Below are 20,001 nucleotides of genomic sequence, written 5' to 3'. Positions count from 1 at the left end.
CTATTTTTTAGCCGCGATCTTTCCGTGTTACTCGAGCAATTCGATATCGAGGCAGAGCCCTTTCAATTCCTTGACGAGAACATGGAATGATTCAGGCAACCCTGTTTCCAAGAAATTGTTTCCTTTGACGATTTTTTCATACATCGTCGTCCGGCCTTCAACATCGTCCGATTTCACCGTCAAGAATTCTTTGAGGGTGTAGGCCGCCCCATAGGCCTCCATGGCCCAAACCTCCATCTCACCCAAACGCTGGCCGCCGAACTGCGCTTTCCCGCCGAGGGGCTGTTGAGTGACAAGTGAATAGGGACCGGTTGACCGGGCGTGGATTTTGTTGTCCACCAGATGGTGCAGCTTAAGCATATACATCACGCCCACCGTTACCTGGTTATCAAAAGGTTCACCGGTCAGGCCGTCGTACAATGTTGACTGCCCGACCTCATCGACACCCGCTTCCACGAGAGCCTGGCGTATCTCATTCTCTGAAGCACCGTCGAACACCGGAGTGGCCACATGGATGCCATGGCCGTACTTGCACATCATGTCGAGTAATTCCTCGTCGCTGAGTCCTTCAGTTAATCGAGCATACTCCTCTTGGGAATAAATCTGCGCCAACCTTTGCTTGAGCCGTGCGGCCTCCTTCTGTTTCGCTACAGCCGAGAGTTGTTCTCCCAGCCTTTTGGCGGCAAAACCAAGATGGCATTCAAGCACCTGGCCAACATTCATTCGCGAAGGCACGCCAAGGGGATTGAGCACAATATCGACAGTAGTTCCATCGGCAAAAAAGGGCATATCCTCCTCGGGAAGCAGACGTGAAACAACACCTTTATTGCCGTGACGCCCCGCCATTTTGTCGCCAACCGCCAGTTTACGCTTGGTGGCCACATAGATTTTCACCATTTTCACCACGCCGGGGGGCAGATCATCTCCTTTTTCCATACGCTCAACAATGCCCTGATAACGCCCGCGAACAACGGAGGCCTGGGTATTGTAGCGTTTGAAGATCGCGTCAATCTCGTCCTCATACTTGGCTCTTTCCGAAAAATCCAAGTCATGGAGTTCGGCGAAACTAATTTGGGAGACAACCTTGGCGGTGAGTTGTTTGCCTAATTTAAGGATGATCTTTCCTTTCTTGTCCTTGATATCACTTTTAGCCGTCCGACCTTCGAGAAGAACAGCCAGGGAGTTGCGCACGCCGTTTTTCAAACTTCTCAGCTCGGCTTCCATGTCCCGATTGAGGCGTTCGATCTCCATTTCCTCGATCATCAGCGTCCGCTCGTCTTTGTCGACTCCCTTTCTCGAAAAGACTTTGGCGTCGATCACCACTCCTTCGATTCCCGGCGGTACCCGCAAGGAGGAATCTTTTACATCACCGGCTTTCTCGCCAAAAATCGCCCGGAGCAATTTTTCTTCAGGCGAAAGCATACTCTCGCCTTTCGGAGTGACCTTGCCGACCAGCATGTCACCGGCGCGAACCTCAGCCCCGATGCGGACAATACCGGAATCATCGAGATTACGGAGTCCTTCCTCACCGACATTGGGAATATCGCGGGTAATCTCTTCTTTTCCCAACTTGGTATCCCGTGCCATTGTTTCAAAGATTTCAATATGCACGGAGGTGAAGGTATCTTCTTTAAGTAAACGCTCATTGATCAGGATGGAATCTTCAAAGTTGTAGCCTCGCCAGGGCATGAACGCGATGGTCACATTTTTTCCCAAAGCGAGTTCTCCGACTTCCGTGGACGGTCCATCTGCCAAGACTGTCCCCTTCACAACACGTTGCCCAGGAAGCACAAGAGCTTTTTGATTAAAGCATGTGTTTTGATTGGATTTTTTATACTTGGACAAATGATAGACACCAATACCCGTATCAAATCCATCCACTCCTGGCTGATCATATCGCACCACGATGCGATTAGCATCCGCCTCCTCAACCACGCCGTCTCCGCCTGCCAACAGACAGGCACCGGAATCACGAGCTACATATTTCTCCACGCCGGTCCCAACCAGGGGCGCGCTGGTTTTCAGCAACGGCACTGCCTGTCGCTGCATGTTGGAACCCATCAATGCGCGGTTGGCGTCGTCATTCTCAAGGAAAGGGATCAACGAGGCCGCAACCGAAACCATCTGGTTGGGAGCGATATCCATCATCGTGATATCGTCAGCGGCGACCATGGCCACCTCACTTTCTTGCCGGGCTATCAAATAATCATCGGCTATTCGGTCGCCATCCAAAGGAATTTTCGCCGGAGCGATGACGTGATCCTCTTCTTGCAAGGCAGACAGGTACTTGTATTCATTCGAAACAATTCGATCTTGGACATAGCGATACGGAGTCTCGATAAATCCATACGGATTCACCATCGCATAGGTGGCTAAGCTGACAATCAGGCCGATATTTGGTCCCTCAGGGGTTTCTACCGGACAAATCCGGCCATAATGAGTCGGATGAACGTCACGCACTTCGAAACCAGCGCGTTCCCGAGAAAGACCGCCTGGGCCCAGCGCAGAAAGCCTGCGCTTATGGGTTACCTCGGAAAGAGGATTGGTTTGATCCATGAACTGGGAAAGTTGGCTGGTACCAAAAAATTCCTTGATCGCAGAGGTCACCGGTTTGGGATTGACGAGGTCGTGCGGCATCAGGGTCTCAATTTCCTGGAGGGTCATCCGCTCTTTGATGGCTCGCTCCATCCGCACCAGGCCCATGCGGAATTGATTCTCGCACAGTTCGCCCACGGTTCGAACACGACGGTTGCCAAGGTGATCAATATCGTCACCATCCTTCAATTCATCCTTGATTCGAACGAGGTATTTGACACTTTTGATGATATCTTCCTGAGTCAGTGTCCGCACCTCGATCGGGGTATCGACGCCGAGCTTGGTGTTGATTTTATACCGTCCTACCTCGGAGAGATCATAAGTGGCAGGATTGAAAAAAAGATTGTCAAAGAAAGCCTTGGCCACCTCCAGGGTCGGTGGACTTGACGGCCTGAGCCGACGATAAATTTCAATCAATGCTTCATCGGTATCTTTAATCTTGTCGAGCAGCAATGTTTTGCGGAACGATTCACTGAAATTAACGCCATCAATGAACAGAAGGGAAAAAGAATTGATTCCGGCCACGGCGAGAGCTTCAAGCGTTGCCGGTGTTACGGTGTCGTTGCACTTGACAACAACTTCTCCAGTCTGCTCGTTGACAATATCCCGGGCAAAGTAGCGACCGTATAACTCCTCGACATCAATGGAGATGGAGGCGACGCCAAGGCTCTCGATCTTCTTCGCAAGGGTCTTGGTGACCTTTTTGCCTTTTTTGGCAATTATAGTCCCATCGCCGGGATGAATGATGTCGGTGTTCAACCGCTGATTGGCGAAGGTGATAGCGTTGAAGGCGATCGAATACTTTTCTCCTTCACACGTGATGACATCGGAATGATAGAACTCATTTAGCAATTGTTCATCGCCATATCCCAAGGCTTTCAGCAGAACACTTACTGGCAGCTTACGGCGTCTGTCGATGCGCACATAAAGGATATCTTTAATATCGAATTCGAAATCAAGCCAAGACCCCCGCACCGGAATAATTCGCGCCGAATAGAGCCTTTTGCCGGAAGCATGGGACTTACCATGATCATGGGTGTAGAAGAGTCCGGGTGACCGTTGCAGCTGATTTACGATGACGCGTTCCGTGCCGTTGACCACAAACACTCCGTCTTGCGTCATGAGCGGTAAAGCCCCGAGGAATACCTCCTGTTCCTTGATATCACGCACAGACTGAACCCCCGTCGCCTCATCGACGTCAAAGGTGATGAGCCTGACGGTGATTTTAAGAGGTGCTTCATAGGTCATTCCCCGCTCGATACATTCGGCGACGGTGTATTTGGGCTCTCCGAAAGAATAACGAACGAATTCAAGCGAACACAATCCGTTGAAATCTGTAATAGGGAAAATGCTTTGAAAGATAGATTGCAACCCGTGATCTTTTCGTAATTCAGGCGCAATATCTCGTTGCAGAAAGTGCTCGTAAGATTCCCGCTGCATAGCAATGAGATGTGGCGGTTCAATGATCTGGCTTGTTTTAGCAAAACTCTTACGTACTCTGTTCATGGTTCCCTCGAAACATTCCGCGTGAAACAGATCACAGTTTAATAATTACACGAAATAACGATATAAAACTAAACGCGATCCGACTAGAAGATTGGAAATACCTACAAACACAGGAACGCTACGGGGCTTTTAGCCCTATAGCGTTGCCTGATGAGATGATTTGCCTTCGGGTAATAACGACCCGATAGCGCAAAGGATAGATCTAATTATTTGATCTCTACGGTACCGCCGGCACCTTCGATTTGGGTTTTGATCGCAGCGGCTTCATCCTTGCTGACACCTTCCTTGATTGGTGCGGGTACGCCCTCAACCAAGTCTTTCGCCTCCTTGAGGCCCAGCGAGGTGATAGCACGAACTTCCTTGATTACCTTGATCTTTTGATCTCCGGCATTGGTAAGGATGACGTCAAATTCGGTTTTCTCCTCAGCGGCAGCGCCACCTTCAGCCGGTGCGGCAACCGCAGCAACCGCCACCGGGGCAGCTGCAGAAACACCAAATTTTTCCTCCAATTCCTTGATCAGCTCAGAGAGCTCGAGAACAGTCATGTTGGAAATAAAATCGATCACATCTTGTTTGGTTACAGCCATTGTTCATTCCTCCAGGCTAAATGTCAATTTGCTTTCCTTGACGTTGCGAACGTGCAAGGAAGTGTATTTAATTTTCCTTCTGATCTTTAATTGCAGAAATTGCATACAGTAATTTCTGCGGTACAGCACTGAGCACTCGCACAAATCCAGTCGGCACGGCCGACATGGTGCCAAGCAGCTTGGCAAGCAGCTGTTCTCGGCTGGGGAGCTTGGACAGCGCCACCACGTCCTCTGCGGTCAGCACACTTCCTTCGAGGACAGCCGAACGGATGGAAAAGGCATTGAATTCCGCGGCAAAAGCAGTCAATGCCTTTGATGGACCAACCGGCTCTGTGAAGCCCACGGCCACCGCTGTGGTGCCACTGAAGAAGTCACTCAGCCCTTCGTAGGCTGTCCCCTTAACCGCCAGCTTGAGCAAGGTATTCTTTGCAACCTGGATTTGCGCATCGTTTTGGCGCAGTTCTTTACGCAACTTTTCCAGTTCCGTCACTTTCAGCCCACGATAATCGGCAACTACCGCAAACTTCGCTTTGGAAAAGGTCTCGTTGAGTTCACTAATGACATCGGTCTTCTGATCGCGATTCAACGCAGGTACCTCCTTTGAGTATCGGGAACTGTCAAAAAGAGCAGAAAGAGGAATGAAGACTACAATCCGGTCAAAACTAAAACCGGTTTTGGTCTCGGCAGGTGCCCCCTATTGATACGAGGCATTAAACTTCCGTACCTGCTGTCTTTGACCTTCCCTATTATGTTTAACAAAAATTAAAATGCAGGCGAATGACGCTCTGGTCAGCCATCATGTCTGTTCATTTCAGGTCGATTTAATGAGAGATCGAACTTGAAGGGGATCAACCTTAAAACCCGGCCCCATAGTGCTGGAAACCGATATGGCACGCAGATAAATCCCTTTGCTTGTTGAGGGCTTCAATTGAATCAATTTATCAATGAAGGCGAGAATATTTTCAGCCAGCTTATCCACCCCAAAGGAGCTCTTCCCCATCACAGCATGAACAACACCAGCTTTATCAACCCGAAAGTCAACTTTTCCTTTCTTAATTTCATTGACCACACGGGCAATGTCAAAGGTAACGGTCCCAAGTTTGGCATTGGGCATCAAGTTACGCGGCCCAAGAATACGACCAATTTTCCCCACTTCTCCCATCATGTCAGGAGTTGCGATGGTTTTGTCAAATTCAAGCCAACCGCCTTTAATCTTTTCAATCAACTCGTCCGAGCCAGCAAAATCGGCACCGGCGGCCATCGCTTCTTTTTCTTTGTCACCCTTGGCAAAGACCAAAACACGAGCAGTTTTCCCTGTGCCATTTGGGAGGATAACGCTTGATCGGACCATTTGATCAGCATGCCGCGGATCGACACCCAAGCGAACAGCGATATCAACAGATTCATCAAATTTGGCAAATTTGATTTTAAGAACGTTGTCCAATGCATCGGCGAGATCATAAATTTTCTGACGGTCAATCTCGCTTACAGCATTTTTGTATTGCTTTCCACGTTTCGGCATGTCGCGCCCTCCTATTCTCCCTAGTGCGTTGTGGTGGCGCACAGGTTAGCGAATATTATTCCAAGTTACTTTACTATCGTAATGCCACAACTTCTTGCCGTTCCTTCAATAATACGGATGGCATGATCAATGTCGTAGGCATTCAGATCAGGCATTTTGGTTTCAGCAATTTCACGGATTTTTGCCTGATCAAGCTCGGCGACACGATCTTTCTTGGGATTACTTGAACCACGCTGCAATCCGGCGGCTTTTTTCAAAAGAACAGAAGCCGGGGGGGTTTTAGTGATAAAACTGTAGGACCGATCCGAATATACGGTGATCACAACAGGAATGATGGTATCTCCTGCAGACTGTGTCTGCGCATTAAAGGCTTTGCAAAAATCCATTATATTGACACCGTGCTGCCCCAGGGCGGGTCCGACGGGTGGAGACGGATTGGCCTTTCCAGCAGGTATCTGTAGCTTGATAAATGCTTGTATTTTTTTTGCCATGGCTTTAACCTCCCCGATCTACCGGGAGTTCAGTTTTTACTTACCTGTATATATTCGAGTTCCACCGGGGTCGAGCGACCAAATATGGAAACCATCACCCGCACGCGCCCTTTGTCCGGAAAAACTTCTTCAATAACACCCTGAAAATTTGCAAAGGGGCCATCAATAACTCGGACTGCATCTCCTTCAGCAAAAACCACCTTGGGTTTAGGTTTATTCGCGCCGTCTGCGATGCGCCCGAGGATCTTATCCGCTTCCTTATCGGTCAACGAAGGAATTTTTTTATAAATATCTTTGTCCGCTCCAGCTTGGCTCATGTTAATGCCGACAAAACCGGTGACCCTGGGAGTCTCCTGAACAGTATGCCAGCTCCGTTCGTTCATCTCCATGTTGACAAGGATGTATCCCGGAAAAAATTTTCTTTCCGATGTTTTTCTGGCACCCTTAACCATTTCCACAACTTGCTCGGTAGGAACAAGAATCTCACCGAACAAATCTTCCTGTCCGGCAAGCTTGATGCGCTCTTCGAGAGTGGACTTGACCTTATTCTCAAACCCGGTATGCGTATGAACTATGTACCAGCTCTTTGCCATAAATATTTCCCAGCCAGTCAATCAATTAAGCACGTATGACACCAGCTTCCCGAGAAGAAGATCGACCGAGCCAAGATACAGAGAAATAAGAACAACCAGCAAAACGACAAAACCTGTCAAACCAGCCGTAGGCTTTTTTCCAGGCCAGACAATTTTTCGGAACTCTGATTGCACTTCGAGAATAAACTGGCGGATACCAGAGGGGGAGAAAGCAGAACGACCCTCCTGATCGACAGGATCTTTCTTTGCCTCCACTCCACCCTTCCCCGTTCGTGTTGCTTTTTTTGTCGACATTCGTTTGCTGGGAAATACCGTCTCATTCACATTGCTGCGAACTCTCTGTGGCAGGCCAGGAGGGATTCGAACCCCCAACCCCCGGATTTGGAGTCCGGTGCTCTACCGTTCGAGCTACTGGCCTGTTTATTTGGTTTCTTTGTGCGGAGTATGCGTTTTGCAGAAGGGGCAGTATTTTTTTAACTCCAACTTATGCGGCACGGTTTTTTTATTTTTGGTCGTAGTATAATTGCGTTGCTTACACGTTTGACAAGCAAGCGTAATGTTATCTCTCATGTTTCGCCCTACAGAGTGACAGCAGCCGGGACTTGCCCGGCTGCTCGTTTCACTTCAATAACACCCTAGCTACACCAGGGCATTGATTATTCGATAATTTCGCTGATAACGCCTGCGCCTACCGTGCGCCCACCTTCCCGGATGGCAAATCGCAAACCAGCCTCCATGGCGATCGGCGTGATCAATTCACCGGTGATATGGATATTATCACCAGGCATAACCATCTCCACACCCTCTTCAAGCGTACACACACCGGTCACATCGGTTGTCCGGAAATAAAACTGTGGACGATACCCATTAAAGAAGGGGGTATGCCGACCGCCCTCTTCCTTGGTCAATATATAGGCCTCTGCTTTGAATTTCTTGTGCGGCTTGATCGAACCCGGCTTGGCCAGTACCTGACCACGGACAATCTCTTCGCGCTTGACACCGCGAAGCAAGGCGCCAATATTATCGCCGGCCTGCCCCTCATCAAGCAATTTGCGAAACATCTCGACACCGGTACAAGTGGTTTTCGCGGTCGGGCGAATCCCGACGATCTCCACCTCGTCGCCCACGTGAATCACACCACGCTCAATTCGGCCCGTGGCAACCGTACCACGCCCAGAGATGGAAAAGACGTCCTCAACAGGCATCAGGAACGGCTTATCAATGGCTCGCTCGGGCTGCGGAATGTAGCTGTCAACCGCCTCCATCAGATCCCAGATACACTTGGCCTTGACCTCGTCTTCCGGAAACTCAAGTGCATTCAGCGCCGACCCCTGGATAATCGGAATCTCGTCACCGGGGAAATCGTATTTATCGAGCAACTCGCGAAGCTCCATCTCGACCAGCTCGATCAATTCCGGATCATCGACCATGTCGCACTTGTTCAAAAAGACGACCATTGCCGGCACACCAACCTGACGGGCAAGAAGGATGTGCTCCCTAGTTTGCGGCATCGGACCGTCGGTTGCCGCAACCACGAGAATCGCGCCATCCATCTGGGCGGCACCAGTGATCATGTTCTTGATATAGTCCGCATGGCCAGGACAGTCCACATGGGCATAATGGCGGGTTGGCGTTTCGTATTCGACATGTGCGGTCGCGATGGTAATGCCGCGCTCCTTCTCTTCCGGCGCCTTGTCAATCTCGCTGAAGTCAGTGAACTTGGCCATGCCCTTGGTCGACAACACCCGAGTGATCGCCGCCGTTAAGGTCGTCTTGCCATGGTCAATGTGACCGATTGTTCCTACATTGACATGCGGCTTTGTCCGCTCAAATTTTTCCTTCGCCATCTCATGTCTCCTTGGACAAAAGTTCAATCAGACTCAATCGATCCTTTTCACCAATCGACTGATATTTTGGAGCCCGCGATCGGATTTGAACCGATGGCTTCCTCCTTACCAAGGAGGTACTCTACCCCTGAGTTACGCGGGCGAAGATCTACTAGACTTTGCAGCTGACCTACAACCGAGGCATCTTAAAAGTGGAGCGGGAAACGAGACTCGAACCCGCAACCCTCAGCTTGGAAGGCTGATGCTCTACCATTGAGCTATTCCCGCTTCCAGATTCGCCTCACTCAACACTGCGTACTGCATGTGGCCCTATTATGTGGTGGAGGGGGGAGGATTCGAACCTCCGAAGGCTCCGCCGACAGATTTACAGTCTGTTCCCTTTGGCCGCTCGGGAACCCCTCCACATATAACCAGAAGACAAAAGACAGAGAGCAAATTACACATTCCTGCAACCTGCCCTCTGGCTTTTGTCTTTCATCAAGCCTGGAGCTGGCGATGGGACTTGAACCCGCAACCCCCTGATTACAAATCAGGTGCTCTACCAATTGAGCTACGCCAGCAAGAGCTCGGGCAATATACCCTACTCTTTTTAAAAATCAATCTTTTTTTATTCAGCAAAGATAAAAAAAACCGGAGGCAGAAGGCCTCCGGTTGTAAAACTCTGTTTTGAGCAAGTTGCTTACTGATTCAGTGGGTTTTTGATATAGGAAGAATCCCGATAACGCTCAAACGCCATGGCAAAGGTCCGGTACACGATATGGGCAAACTTAGTGTAAGGCATGTACAGGAAAAGCATGGCAACAGAAATAAGGTGCAGATAGTAAACGATATACCCCAAAGAAGGGATGCCTACGAGGCGCAGCAACTCAGCGGCCAAACCGGTGACACCCACCCCCATGATGATCCAAATAAGAAACCAATCATAAAAGGTGTTCGATGCTTTGCCAGCCGCTTCCATTCTGGATCTGTTCATCCAAAGGATACCGATACCGGCAATCATTGCCACTGCACTGACATTGGCAAGCAATTTTACAGGATTCCACATCGAGATCGGGCCGTGCATCGAAGGTATAAAAATACCGATAACATCCTGGGTGAACAAGGAATAACAAGTAACGATGAACAGTCCGATAAAGGCAAAAACTAGAGGCTGGTGACCTTTTACCCGGTCAGCATTGACAGTGCATTCCTTGAATCGAGTATGCTGCAGTATTTCGATAATGGACGGCCAGAGAAATTGTTGAATAAATTGGGTCACCGATGGACGATACGCCACATCGGTCAAGCCGATGGATGCCTGCATGCCCTTCCACAAGGTGGATATCCCCTTGTATATGGAAGTGATAGCGATTCCCACGGCAGTCAGCATGATAATATCAATGAACAACACGTTCTTAGCGAGCAGACGGAAGTCCCAGTGTCCAAAAAATTGCGTATATCCGACTTTGGCGAAGTGTTCACCTGACGGAATATGCATTCCACCGGAAATGAGCCACATGATGAAGATGGCCACCGCCGGAATGCCGATGAGCATGGGCAAATTCTTGGCGGAAGCGCACAAATCAGCTAGGGCTTTTGGCCAGGCAAGGGATCGATACGCATAGGAACGAATGGCACCAAGCACGTCACCGGGGCGAGCCCCACGCGGGCACATTTCAGTGCAATCGCCGCATTGATGGCAAAGGAAAATGTTGGCGTCACTAATAAGCTTATCCTTTAATCCCCACTGAGCAAGAATCATCTGCTTTCTGGGAAAAGGATTATCGTCGGAGGAAAGCGGGCAGGCGACAGAACATGTCGCGCATTGATAACACTTTTTCAAAGTGTCGCCACCCGCCTCCTTCATGGCTTTGATAAAATCAAGATCGGGTTGCACGTTCATAGACATTATTTCCTCCTGTCATGAAAGATGATGATCTACGCGCAGTAGTTTCGAGACACAGCATAAGGAACGGTGCCGCCACCCCGGCAGGATGGCGGCAGAATAATCACATGTTCTTAGAAGCCTTTGAACGGGTTCGGTCCCATAGCCACGATTTCCTCGACAAATTCGTCAATAATGGCCGGAATCTTGTCATAATCGGAGATGGCGATTTCACGTACACCACACCGTTCTGGCTCCAGGCCCAAGGAGCCCAGCGTTTCGCCGATGTTCTCCATGCGCCGGGAGGCGATCTCGGAACCCTTAACAAAATGGCACTGATAATCGTCGCCATATTTGCATCCCAGTAACAAGGCGCCGTCCATGCCGGACGACATTGCATCCTTGATCCAGACCATATTGACCGAGCCTAAGCAGCGAACCGGGATAAATCGCACCAGCCTGTTGATCTTGTTGCGATGCATACCGGACATATCGATCGCCGGGTAGGCGTCGTTCTCGCAGACAAAAACCGCGATGCGCAGTTTTTCTTCATCGTCATCCGGGACCTCGATGGATTTGACCATCGAGCCGATCATATCGATGCTGTAATCGGCAAAGTTGATGATACGTTCAGGACAGGCGCCCATACAAGTTCCACAACGTCGGCATCGAGTCGGGTTGGGCAACGGTGTGCCTTTCTCGTCGTCATCAAGTGCGCCAAACGGACACTCTTCCGTGCACCGCTTGCATTGGGTACAGCGCGAGAAGAAAAAATCGGGATAGGTTTGGTCACCGGAGCGGGGATGAACAGCCACCCCACGATTCGCCGACTCGATGCACTGAATGGCTTTCAAAGCCGCACCGGTCGCATCGTCAATCGTTTCTTCCATGGTTTCCGCTTTCCGGACACCGCCGCAGGTATAGATACCGGTCCGACGGGTCTCATAGGGAAAGCAGATGAAATGAGAGTCCGCATACCCATCAAACAAATCGAGATCGAGAAAGGCAGGTCCCTGCCGGTAGGCCAAGTTGATCACGTTTTCACCGGCGGTCGTTGGAACCATGCCAGCCGCAAGGACGACCATATCAACTTCGAGCTGCAGATTCTCACCCAGCAGGTTGTCTTCCACATCAACCACCAGTCCACTGCCAGCCGCGTCAACCTTGGTGACCGCAGCCTTGGTCATGAATACGCCGTCTTTTGCCTGCATCCCCTTATAAAACAGCTCGGTATTGCCGGGCGTGCGCATGTGTTGATAAAGGATATAGGCCTTGCCATCAACCGGATTGTCCTCAACGACATAATTTGCCTGCTTCAAGGCAACCATCGAGGTGACCGAGTTGCAGTAGGGGAAATCCTGGTCATTGTCCTTGCCGCCTGGACTCTGGACAAAAGCAACCCGCGCGGGGACCTTACCGTTTTTGGCCAATTTTTCGAATTCAGCGTTGGTGACTACATTGGTCAACTTGCCGTAGCCAAGATGGTCATACTGGGAGACATCAGCTGGTTTCCAGCCAGTGGCAAGAACTACCGCACCAAAGATTTCTCCCTCCGGGTTCAAAGTGGTATATTTTTGCAACCCTTTGTTGGGATCATCGAGCTCGCCCTTGTTGATCAGGTCCTGCTGGTCGGCGGTCACCTTTGCCGGAGCATCCCATTCGGATGCCGTCCCAGCACCTTTGAAGGTAACATTGAACTGGCCTGGCGCGCCACCGATCCGAGCCACTTCGCAACTCGTCTTGACCGTGATCTTGCTGTTGCCCTGAACCTCGGCGATCAAATCATGAATGGTTGGATTTTCGAGCGCATCGTAAGGAAAGGCGGTCGGAAACATTTTCCTCCACCCCAGAGCCTTGCCACCCAACTGCGGTTCCTTTTCGACAATGGTCACCTCATATCCCGCGAGGGCCGCCTCTTTAGCTGCCGTCAGACCGGCGAGGCCGCCACCCATGACCAAAATCTTTTTACAAATGGTTTCCAATTGATAAGGAACCGGCAACTCGGTTTTTTGTGCCCGGGTCACGGCCATGCGAACATAGTCGGTGGCCATTTCCTGGAGAAAGTCATCAACGCTGCCATCCTCTTTCAAGGAACCGGTCCAAGCGACATGCTCGCGGAGATTGCCGCGCACGGTGATGGTCTGCTCGCCGAAATTAAATTCCTGCTGCATCACTCGAGGCGAGCATGCGCAGACAACGATGGTGTTGACACCTTTTTCGGCGATGTCCTTCTCAATGAAGGCCCGTCCGTCGGCGCCGCACAAACAGCCATGTTCCACCATCTCGATGCCCGCATCGGAGGCCGCGTCTTTGAGCCCATCTACATCGAGGACATCGCCAATGCCACAACCAGTACAAAGATATGCACCATATACTTTTTTCATTGACTTTCCTCCTACCGTCCGATCTGAATAGCTTTGAGAGCAGCCGCCGTGGACGATTGTCCACTGGAATATACATCAACGGCGGATTTAGCACAGCCTGCTGCAATCATGCCCTTCGCAGGATCGGAAACAACAAATCCATTTCCATCCATGGCCACACCCAAGGTTTTAGCTTGCTCACCCAAAGCAGGCTCCATGCCAGTGGCCAGTACACAGAGATCGACCTTCTGGTGCACTTTCTTGCCGGTAACAGCATTTTCAGCCACCACGGTGACTCCACCGTCACGTTCGGCCACGATATCCGCAACTTTTCCCTTGATAAAGACAGTGTTCGGATCGGCCATGAATTTTTCGCGAAATTTTTCGTATTTCCCAGGCGTGCGGAGATCGATATAAAAAACGTAGATTTTTGCGTCTGGATATTGTGCCCGGATATACGAGATGTGTTTGAGGGTCGCCATGCAACAAATGTAAGAACAGTGTTGCAGATGATTTTCGTCTCTGGAGCCGGCACATTGCACAAAAGCAAAGGAAGCAGGTTCCTTATTGTCACCTGGACGGAGGATCTTGCCTTTCGTGGGACCGTTATCTGCGGCCAGTCGCTCCATCATCATATTGGTAATGATGGCTGAAGAAGACCCGTAATTCAGATTGCTGATTTTGTTGGCATCATAGGGATTCCATCCGGTCGACCAGATGATGGAGCTGACCTTGAGGGTAAAGGTCTTGGGCTGCATATCCAACTCAACCGCATTGTACTTGCATGCTGCCTTGATCGCTTCCAGACAAGAGGGAGAGCAAGCCTGTTTGGCCAACACGTAACGGCGTGGAAAGGCCATTTCATGGGGAAGGTAGACTGCTTTGATTTTTCCCATGCCGAAGTTGAAAGCGTCATCGATTTCATCGGTACATGCCTGAGCGCAATCTCCACAGGCTGTGCAATTGGAATTGATAAAACGCGGGGCCGTCTCCAATTGAACTTCAAAATTGCCAGGACCGCCGGAGATCGATTTAACCGTGGTCATGGTATATGTTCGTATTCGACGATTGTCCTTGATACGCTTGAAATTGATCTCAAGTCCACAAGTTGGGGGACAAAGTTTGGGGAAATACTGATTGAGCTGTGCAACCCGGCCACCAAAATATGCGTTTTTCTCGATCAGAAAAACATCATTACCGACTTCAGCAGCTTCGAGCGCGGCGGTCAGACCACTAATACCGCCACCCACAACCAGTACCGCACCATTGCCTGCAGTGTCACTCATGCCAAACCTCCATAACTGCTGGTATTGATGAAAGGTGATTTCTGGTTCAATTGATCCGAAATGTGAAAAATTACTTCATCTTTCGCATCAACTCAAACAAAATCAACGGTGTATACAAAAAATCTCCAGACTCCACAGGGGGAGTCTGGAGATTTTTTTATTCAGACAATCAATGTCTTATCGAGATCAGATCCAAGGACTGGTCTCAATGATGTTGATGCACGGAACCTTCTCGCACTTCCACTCTTTGGATTTCGGATCAAAGGTGGAGTTCACGAAGCACTTCCAGTTCTCATCATCACAGGTCGGGTAATCGGAACGATAGTAGAATCCAGGATAACGGGACTCTTTCCGGAACTCGATGTGACGAATATGGGTCTCAACACACCAGATACGGTGGTAGTTCTCCCAGGCACGCATCAGCTCATGCAGGTCGCCGGCAGCCATCTTCTCGGCATCCTCACGCATCAAGCGGAGCAGGTCGAGGCAGATATTGAGCAACTTGCCAGAGGTCATATAGTAAGTAGCTACACCACCACCATACTCGTCGGTGGCCTTCATCAGACGCATCATCATACCAGCCGGCTTGACATAGTTCGGATTAACGTCTGCGGCAGTGGTTGCATCCTTGAACTGGTTGTACAGTTTAACCGGTGCGTATACTTCGTCGGCCAACTCTTTGGCAGTCTGAGCCAATTCCGGGGTGAAATCGGCGTTATCACGGCAGTACTTAACCATCTGCTTGGCAACGATACGACCCTCGGCATGGGAACCGGAGGAGAACTTGTGACCAGAAGCACCAACGCCGTCACCAGCGGTGAACAAACCGTTAACGGTGGTCATGCGGTTGTAGCCCCACTTGTACTGATGCGAACGCGGGCCATCAACCTCGGGCACCCAGCTTTCCATTGGTCCGGAGGTCCAGATACCGCAGCAGCCGGAGTGGCTACCCAGCATGTAGGGTTCGGTCGGCATGATCTCAGAACCAACCTTCTCCGGCTCGATGTCCATACCAGCCCACAGACCGGCCTGACCAACGGACATATCCAGGAAGTCTTCCCAAGCCTCGGACTCGAGGTGTTTCCAGAATTTCTTCACCTCTTTCTCATCCTTGCCAGAAGCGCGCTGTGCATCCAGGAAGGCATTGAGAGCAACGTCGGTGGCCATGTAGATCGGACCACGGCCGGCCTTCAGCTCGTTGAGCATCAGGTGGTTGCGCAGACAGGTGGGGGTAACGGCGGATTGACCATAGGGCATGAACTTGGACAGCTCCTCTTTGACTGCCGGGCTGTTGGCATAGAACTCACCCAGACCGTTCTGCACTTTGGCCTTGAACAGAAGGAACCAAGCACCAACCGGGCCATATCCGTCTTTGAAGCGTGCCGGTGTGAAACGGTTTTCCATCATGGTCAGGGTAGCACCAACCTGAGCACACATGGTGTAGGTGGAACCTGCGTTCCATACCGGGTACCATGCACGACCCTTACCCTCGCCGGTGGACCGCGGACGGAAAATGTTAACCGCACCACCACAAGCTACGAGAGCAGCCTTGCATTTAAAGACATGCACTTTGTTCTCACGGGTGGAGAAACCGACAGCACCGGCAATGGTGTTCTCTTTGTTCTTGTCGAGCAACATCTTGACGATGAAGATACGCTCCATGATGTTCTCTTCACCCAAAGCCTTCTTGGCCGGCTCGGCAACGACGCACTTGTAGGACTCGCCGTTGATCATGATCTGCCATTTACCGGTACGAACCGGAACGCCACCCTCACGAAGGGTTTTGGCAGGCTTGGCACCATCAAGGTTGGACCCATCATCAGCTTTCTTCCAAACGGGCAGACCCCACTCCTCAAACAGCTTAACAGACTCGTCCACGTGACGGCCAAGGTCATAGATCAGGTCTTCACGAACAACGCCCATCAGGTCGTTACGAACCATCTTGACATAGTCTTCGATAGCGTTCTCGCCGATGTAGGTATTAATGGCGGACAGACCCTGAGCAACGGCGCCGGAACGCTCCATGGCAGCCTTGTCGCACAGAATGATCTTCATGCCTTCGGGTGCCCATTTCTTGATCTCGAAAGCGGCGCCGCAAGCAGCCATACCACCACCAACGATCAGCACGTCACAGCTATGCTCTACGATTTCCGGATCGACAACGGCGGCAAGCTCGCCTTTCGGCTTATTCGGTAATGCCATATTTCTATCTCCTCAGTAGTATTTTCAGAATAGAATTGAGTTAATCCTTACTTCCCGTTGACACTCAGGCCAGCTTGGTGGGGGTCGGAAGGTTGCTCTCGAGCAGCAAACATTCGTCATCAAGATTTGCGCCTTTCTGACCGGCATACTCATTGGAAGCACCTTCAGCGGTGGTCCGAATCGGGAACTTGAAGCGCTTTACATTACCATTGCGGAACTTAACGGTCCACATGATGGAGTCGGAAGAACGCATCGGATGCACTTGGCCGCCCAACGGTACAAAGTCATCATAACCACGAACAAAGATCGCGCCCTGGGGGCAGATCTTGACGCAGGAATAGCACTCCCAGCATGCATCCGGCTCTTGATTGTATGCTCTCATCGCCTCGACGTTGAGCACCATCAGGTCGTTGGGGCAGATGTACATGCAGGCGGTCTTATCTCCACCCTTGCAACCATCACATTTCGAAGGATCTACGTAACTTGGCATTAAACTACCTCCTCACTTGGATTTTCCTTTATGGCGCCCGATCTGGGCCGCCAATAACCTCTAGCTTCTTGCTTCAAGAAAAACAAATACTCATCTCATGCAGCCATCCGTTTTCCACTACAACCACTTTTTGCAACATATTCATTTAACACATTTTTTAAAACAATTTGTTTTTGTCAAAAAAATGAACAGCCACTCATTCTGGTTGTGTGAGTCTTTTAATTTGTTGCCCTATCCATGTCAAGAAAAATCGTCAAAACAAGGCTGAACAGCAAAATTTAATGAAAGCATCAGAATTATGGATATATACCGGCATTGTTGACCGTAAGGAGAATCTTGCCGTGTTTTTAGCCTGCCCCACACGTCCGTGTCTTGCCAATCGAGCCGGGCAAACCGTCCGTCATTCGGTGTCGTCATACCCGGAGCGGACCAAGACCTCGCGTGGGCGCGATCCATCCGCCGGGCCGACTATTCCCTCTTTTTCCATGATCTCGATCATTCGGGCGGCGCGATTGTATCCGACTCGCAGCCGGCGCTGAACCATGGAAATGGACGCCTGGCCGGTTTCAGTCACCACAGCCACCGCCTCGTCATATTTTTCATCGTATTCCTCAATCTCCCCTTCACCGCCTTCCTGCTCTTCCTCCACCAGTTGCAGCACGCTTTCGTCATATTCGGCGGCCCCCTGCTCTTTTAGGTGGCTGACTAGCCGCTCGGTCTCATGCTCGGAAATGAACGCTCCATGGATCCGTTGCAACTTGGCGGCTCCTGGAGGCAGAAAGAGCATGTCGCCCATGCCGAGTAGATGCTCGGCACCGGATCCATCGAGGATGGTACGCGAGTCCACTTTGGACGAGACCTTGAAGGAAATTCGCGTGGGGAAGTTGGCTTTGATCAGTCCGGTCAGCACATCGACCGATGGCCGTTGGGTCGCAAGAATGATATGCATACCAGCCGCCCGGGCCATCTGGGCCAAACGGGCAATCGAAGTTTCCACATCCTTGGAGGCAACCATCATCAGGTCAGCCAACTCGTCGACAATAATCACGATATACGGCAACTTCTCTTCAGAAACCGCGTTATAGGAGGCAAAGGATTTTACCCGCCGTTCTTCCAACAACCGATAGCGGCGCTCCATTTCGCGTACAGCCCACAAAAGTGCTCGGGAGGCCATCTTGGCCTCGACAACAACGGGATGCAACAGGTGAGGAATGTCGTCGTACACAGAAAGCTCGATCCGTTTGGGGTCGATCATCAGCAGGCGGACATCGTCGGGCGTGGCCTTAAACAGGATGGAAGCGATAAAGGCATTGATGGCCACCGATTTGCCCGCACCCGTGGCCCCGGCGATGAGCAGATGGGGCATCCGGGCCAGATTGGCTACCACCGGCCGGCCGATCACGTCGAACCCAAGGGCCAGGCTCAGCATGGAGGAGGCGTCTTGATACTCGGCACTCAAGAGGATATCCCGCAGATACACGGTTCGGCGGATCGGGTTGGGGATCTCGATGCCAATCGCCGCCTTGCCGGGGATGGAGCCGACAATTCGCACCCGGTCCACCTTGAGCACCATGGCCAGGTCATCGGCCAAATTGACGATTTTATTGATCTTGACCCCTGGCGCCGGCGAAAATTCATAGGTGGTCACCACCGGGCCCGGCGAGATGCCGGCCACGGTCCCCTGGACGCCGAAGTCCTGAAGTTTGGCCAGCAAGGTGGCACTGACTTCATAGTAGTGTTCACGGCTGAGCTCCACCTCGCCTTCCTGATTGCTGTCAAGCAGGGAAAGCGGCGGTAAATCAAATGGAGAGGATTGACCACCCTGTTTGCACCCGCCATCCTGATCCGGCGGTTCGGCAGTGGTCTTTTTGCCCGGTTGATGCACGGGAGGCGCAGTACTTGCCACAGTCGGCGGTTGTGGCTCAGGTTCGGCACTTCGGGGAACAGCCGGTGCTTTCCCACGACATCTGCCTCCCTCAGGGGGAATCACCGGCCCCAATGGCAGCTGCTCCACGGGAGGGTCATCGTCCGTTTTCTTGGTGATAACGGCGAACGGAGAAAAACGGACCGAGGCCATCAGGGAAAAGATCAACAGCAAGATAAGCACCAATACAGAACCTGCCGCCCCAATGACCCCACGCAAGAGTCCCCATACCAAGGTTCCGAGATATCCACCGGGAGCCACAAATTCAGGTGGCAGCAGTAACCGTTCAAAGGCGCCGAACAGTCCGGACGAGCTGATCATGATGCCAGAAAGTCCGGCGACGATGGCCGGCAGGCGGTTGCTCGTTGGTCGGGACAACAACACCGTGACCATGGCATAACCAAGCAGGCCGAGCGGCAAGACGGCGATCAGTCCAAGAAAGGAGAGCAGATAATGGGCGGCATAAAAACCCAGCGAGCCGCACCAGTTGGCTGACGGTTGTTGCAGTACCGGTTCGGCTCCCAGCAGCGGGACGATATAGCTGCCCAATGCCAGGAGAAAAAAAAGTGCGAGAAACAACAGGAGAAGGGCAACAACCTCCTGCCGGCTTCTCGGCTTGGTTCGCGAGTCAGAAGAGGTCATGATAATATATGTTCAGTGGGCTCCACACCAAGAGCAATCAACGCTTGGTTTGTCACGAAGGCTGCGCGGCGAGCACCATGAAGGGTACG

General features: G+C 51.2%; 16 protein-coding genes and 5 tRNA genes. 1 reads left to right on the top strand and 20 read right to left on the bottom strand.

Annotated features, from left to right (window positions below; all coding sequences use genetic code 11):
- Positions 1-27: 27 nt before the first annotated feature.
- The 16 genes from rpoB to DESPR_RS03805 all read right to left on the bottom strand — a co-directional run bounded on the left by rpoB (position 28) and on the right by DESPR_RS03805 (position 13,056).
- Positions 28-4,101, bottom strand: a complete 4,074-nt coding sequence (rpoB, locus tag DESPR_RS03875) for a DNA-directed RNA polymerase subunit beta (protein ID WP_015723503.1) — start codon at positions 4,099-4,101, stop codon at positions 28-30.
- 206 nt (positions 4,102-4,307) lie between these two features.
- On the bottom strand, positions 4,308-4,688 hold the full coding sequence (gene rplL / locus DESPR_RS03870; protein ID WP_015723502.1) for a 50S ribosomal protein L7/L12: 381 nt from the start codon (positions 4,686-4,688) through the stop codon (positions 4,308-4,310).
- Positions 4,689-4,755: 67 nt separating this feature from the next.
- Complete coding sequence (rplJ, locus tag DESPR_RS03865) at positions 4,756-5,274, bottom strand: 50S ribosomal protein L10 (protein WP_015723501.1); 519 nt, start codon at positions 5,272-5,274, stop codon at positions 4,756-4,758.
- Positions 5,275-5,499: 225 nt separating this feature from the next.
- Positions 5,500-6,210 carry a 50S ribosomal protein L1 gene (rplA, locus tag DESPR_RS03860; RefSeq protein WP_015723500.1) on the bottom strand — a complete coding sequence of 237 codons (711 nt, stop codon included), beginning with the start codon at positions 6,208-6,210 and terminating at the stop codon, positions 5,500-5,502.
- Positions 6,211-6,275: 65 nt separating this feature from the next.
- Positions 6,276-6,701, bottom strand: coding sequence for a 50S ribosomal protein L11 (gene rplK, locus DESPR_RS03855; protein ID WP_015723499.1), 426 nt, complete (start codon positions 6,699-6,701; stop codon positions 6,276-6,278).
- Positions 6,702-6,730: 29 nt separating this feature from the next.
- A complete protein-coding gene (nusG, locus tag DESPR_RS03850; protein ID WP_015723498.1) occupies positions 6,731-7,294 on the bottom strand; it encodes a transcription termination/antitermination protein NusG in 564 nt (187 codons plus the stop codon).
- A gap of 21 nt (positions 7,295-7,315) precedes the next feature.
- Positions 7,316-7,588: a preprotein translocase subunit SecE gene (gene secE / locus DESPR_RS03845; RefSeq protein ID WP_015723497.1), complete on the bottom strand. Its 273-nt coding sequence runs from the start codon at positions 7,586-7,588 to the stop codon at positions 7,316-7,318.
- A gap of 48 nt (positions 7,589-7,636) precedes the next feature.
- Positions 7,637-7,712 (bottom strand) — tRNA-Trp (locus DESPR_RS03840).
- Positions 7,713-7,714: 2 nt separating this feature from the next.
- Positions 7,715-7,864, bottom strand: coding sequence for a 50S ribosomal protein L33 (gene rpmG, locus DESPR_RS17720; protein ID WP_015723496.1), 150 nt, complete (start codon positions 7,862-7,864; stop codon positions 7,715-7,717).
- An 86-nt stretch (positions 7,865-7,950) separates the two neighbouring features.
- The gene (gene tuf / locus DESPR_RS03835; protein ID WP_015723495.1) at positions 7,951-9,141 is read right to left on the bottom strand and encodes an elongation factor Tu; all 1,191 of its coding nucleotides are present in this window, start codon (positions 9,139-9,141) and stop codon (positions 7,951-7,953) included.
- A 67-nt stretch (positions 9,142-9,208) separates the two neighbouring features.
- Positions 9,209-9,283: transfer RNA gene (locus DESPR_RS03830), tRNA-Thr, on the bottom strand.
- 50 nt (positions 9,284-9,333) lie between these two features.
- Positions 9,334-9,408 (bottom strand) — tRNA-Gly (locus DESPR_RS03825).
- 50 nt (positions 9,409-9,458) lie between these two features.
- A tRNA-Tyr gene (locus tag DESPR_RS03820) sits at positions 9,459-9,543 on the bottom strand.
- Between the two features lie 82 nt (positions 9,544-9,625).
- Positions 9,626-9,701 (bottom strand) — tRNA-Thr (locus tag DESPR_RS03815).
- Between the two features lie 119 nt (positions 9,702-9,820).
- Entirely contained in the window at positions 9,821-11,029 is a 1,209-nt protein-coding gene (qmoC, locus tag DESPR_RS03810; RefSeq protein WP_015723494.1) for a quinone-interacting membrane-bound oxidoreductase complex subunit QmoC, read from the bottom strand.
- A 110-nt stretch (positions 11,030-11,139) separates the two neighbouring features.
- Positions 11,140-13,056 (bottom strand): hydrogenase iron-sulfur subunit, encoded by a 1,917-nt coding sequence (locus DESPR_RS03805; protein ID WP_245529482.1) that lies wholly within the window; start codon positions 13,054-13,056, stop codon positions 11,140-11,142.
- Between the two features lie 57 nt (positions 13,057-13,113).
- Between DESPR_RS03805 and DESPR_RS18895 the strand changes: the two genes are divergently transcribed.
- Entirely contained in the window at positions 13,114-13,392 is a 279-nt protein-coding gene (locus DESPR_RS18895; RefSeq protein ID WP_245529481.1) for a hypothetical protein, read from the top strand.
- An 8-nt stretch (positions 13,393-13,400) separates the two neighbouring features.
- Here the strand turns inward: DESPR_RS18895 and DESPR_RS03800 are convergent, their stop codons facing one another.
- From DESPR_RS03800 to DESPR_RS03785, 4 genes are all read right to left on the bottom strand, one after another.
- Positions 13,401-14,654, bottom strand: a complete 1,254-nt coding sequence (locus DESPR_RS03800) for a CoB--CoM heterodisulfide reductase iron-sulfur subunit A family protein (protein WP_015723492.1) — start codon at positions 14,652-14,654, stop codon at positions 13,401-13,403.
- Between the two features lie 186 nt (positions 14,655-14,840).
- Positions 14,841-16,856 (bottom strand): adenylyl-sulfate reductase subunit alpha, encoded by a 2,016-nt coding sequence (gene aprA, locus DESPR_RS03795; RefSeq protein ID WP_015723491.1) that lies wholly within the window; start codon positions 16,854-16,856, stop codon positions 14,841-14,843.
- 64 nt (positions 16,857-16,920) lie between these two features.
- On the bottom strand, positions 16,921-17,346 hold the full coding sequence (gene aprB / locus DESPR_RS03790) for an adenylyl-sulfate reductase subunit beta (RefSeq protein ID WP_015723490.1): 426 nt from the start codon (positions 17,344-17,346) through the stop codon (positions 16,921-16,923).
- Between the two features lie 400 nt (positions 17,347-17,746).
- The gene (locus DESPR_RS03785) at positions 17,747-19,912 is read right to left on the bottom strand and encodes an FtsK/SpoIIIE family DNA translocase (protein WP_015723489.1); all 2,166 of its coding nucleotides are present in this window, start codon (positions 19,910-19,912) and stop codon (positions 17,747-17,749) included.
- Positions 19,913-20,001: the final 89 nt, after the last annotated feature.

It is taken from the genome of Desulfobulbus propionicus DSM 2032, assembly GCF_000186885.1.
GTDB lineage: Bacteria > Desulfobacterota > Desulfobulbia > Desulfobulbales > Desulfobulbaceae > Desulfobulbus > Desulfobulbus propionicus.
This window is presented reverse-complemented; position numbering and strand designations above follow the sequence as displayed.

Excerpts from the sequence above, each read along its gene's own strand:
- aprA (WP_015723491.1), bottom strand. The coding sequence starts at position 16,856 with ATGGCATTACCGAATAAGCCGAAAGGCGAGCTTGCCGCCGTTGTCGAT.
- DESPR_RS03800 (WP_015723492.1), bottom strand. The coding sequence starts at position 14,654 with ATGAGTGACACTGCAGGCAATGGTGCGGTACTGGTTGTGGGTGGCGGT.
- tuf (WP_015723495.1), bottom strand. The coding sequence starts at position 9,141 with ATGGCGAAGGAAAAATTTGAGCGGACAAAGCCGCATGTCAATGTAGGA.
- DESPR_RS03805 (WP_245529482.1), bottom strand. The coding sequence starts at position 13,056 with ATGGCCACCGACTATGTTCGCATGGCCGTGACCCGGGCACAAAAAACC.
- rplA (WP_015723500.1), bottom strand. The coding sequence starts at position 6,210 with ATGCCGAAACGTGGAAAGCAATACAAAAATGCTGTAAGCGAGATTGAC.
- aprB (WP_015723490.1), bottom strand. The coding sequence starts at position 17,346 with ATGCCAAGTTACGTAGATCCTTCGAAATGTGATGGTTGCAAGGGTGGA.
- nusG (WP_015723498.1), bottom strand. The coding sequence starts at position 7,294 with ATGGCAAAGAGCTGGTACATAGTTCATACGCATACCGGGTTTGAGAAT.
- DESPR_RS03785 (WP_015723489.1), bottom strand. The coding sequence starts at position 19,912 with ATGACCTCTTCTGACTCGCGAACCAAGCCGAGAAGCCGGCAGGAGGTT.
- rplK (WP_015723499.1), bottom strand. The coding sequence starts at position 6,701 with ATGGCAAAAAAAATACAAGCATTTATCAAGCTACAGATACCTGCTGGA.
- DESPR_RS18895 (WP_245529481.1), top strand. The coding sequence starts at position 13,114 with ATGCTCGCGGAGATTGCCGCGCACGGTGATGGTCTGCTCGCCGAAATT.
- rpmG (WP_015723496.1), bottom strand. The coding sequence starts at position 7,864 with ATGAGAGATAACATTACGCTTGCTTGTCAAACGTGTAAGCAACGCAAT.
- secE (WP_015723497.1), bottom strand. The coding sequence starts at position 7,588 with ATGTCGACAAAAAAAGCAACACGAACGGGGAAGGGTGGAGTGGAGGCA.
- rpoB (WP_015723503.1), bottom strand. The coding sequence starts at position 4,101 with ATGAACAGAGTACGTAAGAGTTTTGCTAAAACAAGCCAGATCATTGAA.
- rplL (WP_015723502.1), bottom strand. The coding sequence starts at position 4,688 with ATGGCTGTAACCAAACAAGATGTGATCGATTTTATTTCCAACATGACT.
- qmoC (WP_015723494.1), bottom strand. The coding sequence starts at position 11,029 with ATGTCTATGAACGTGCAACCCGATCTTGATTTTATCAAAGCCATGAAG.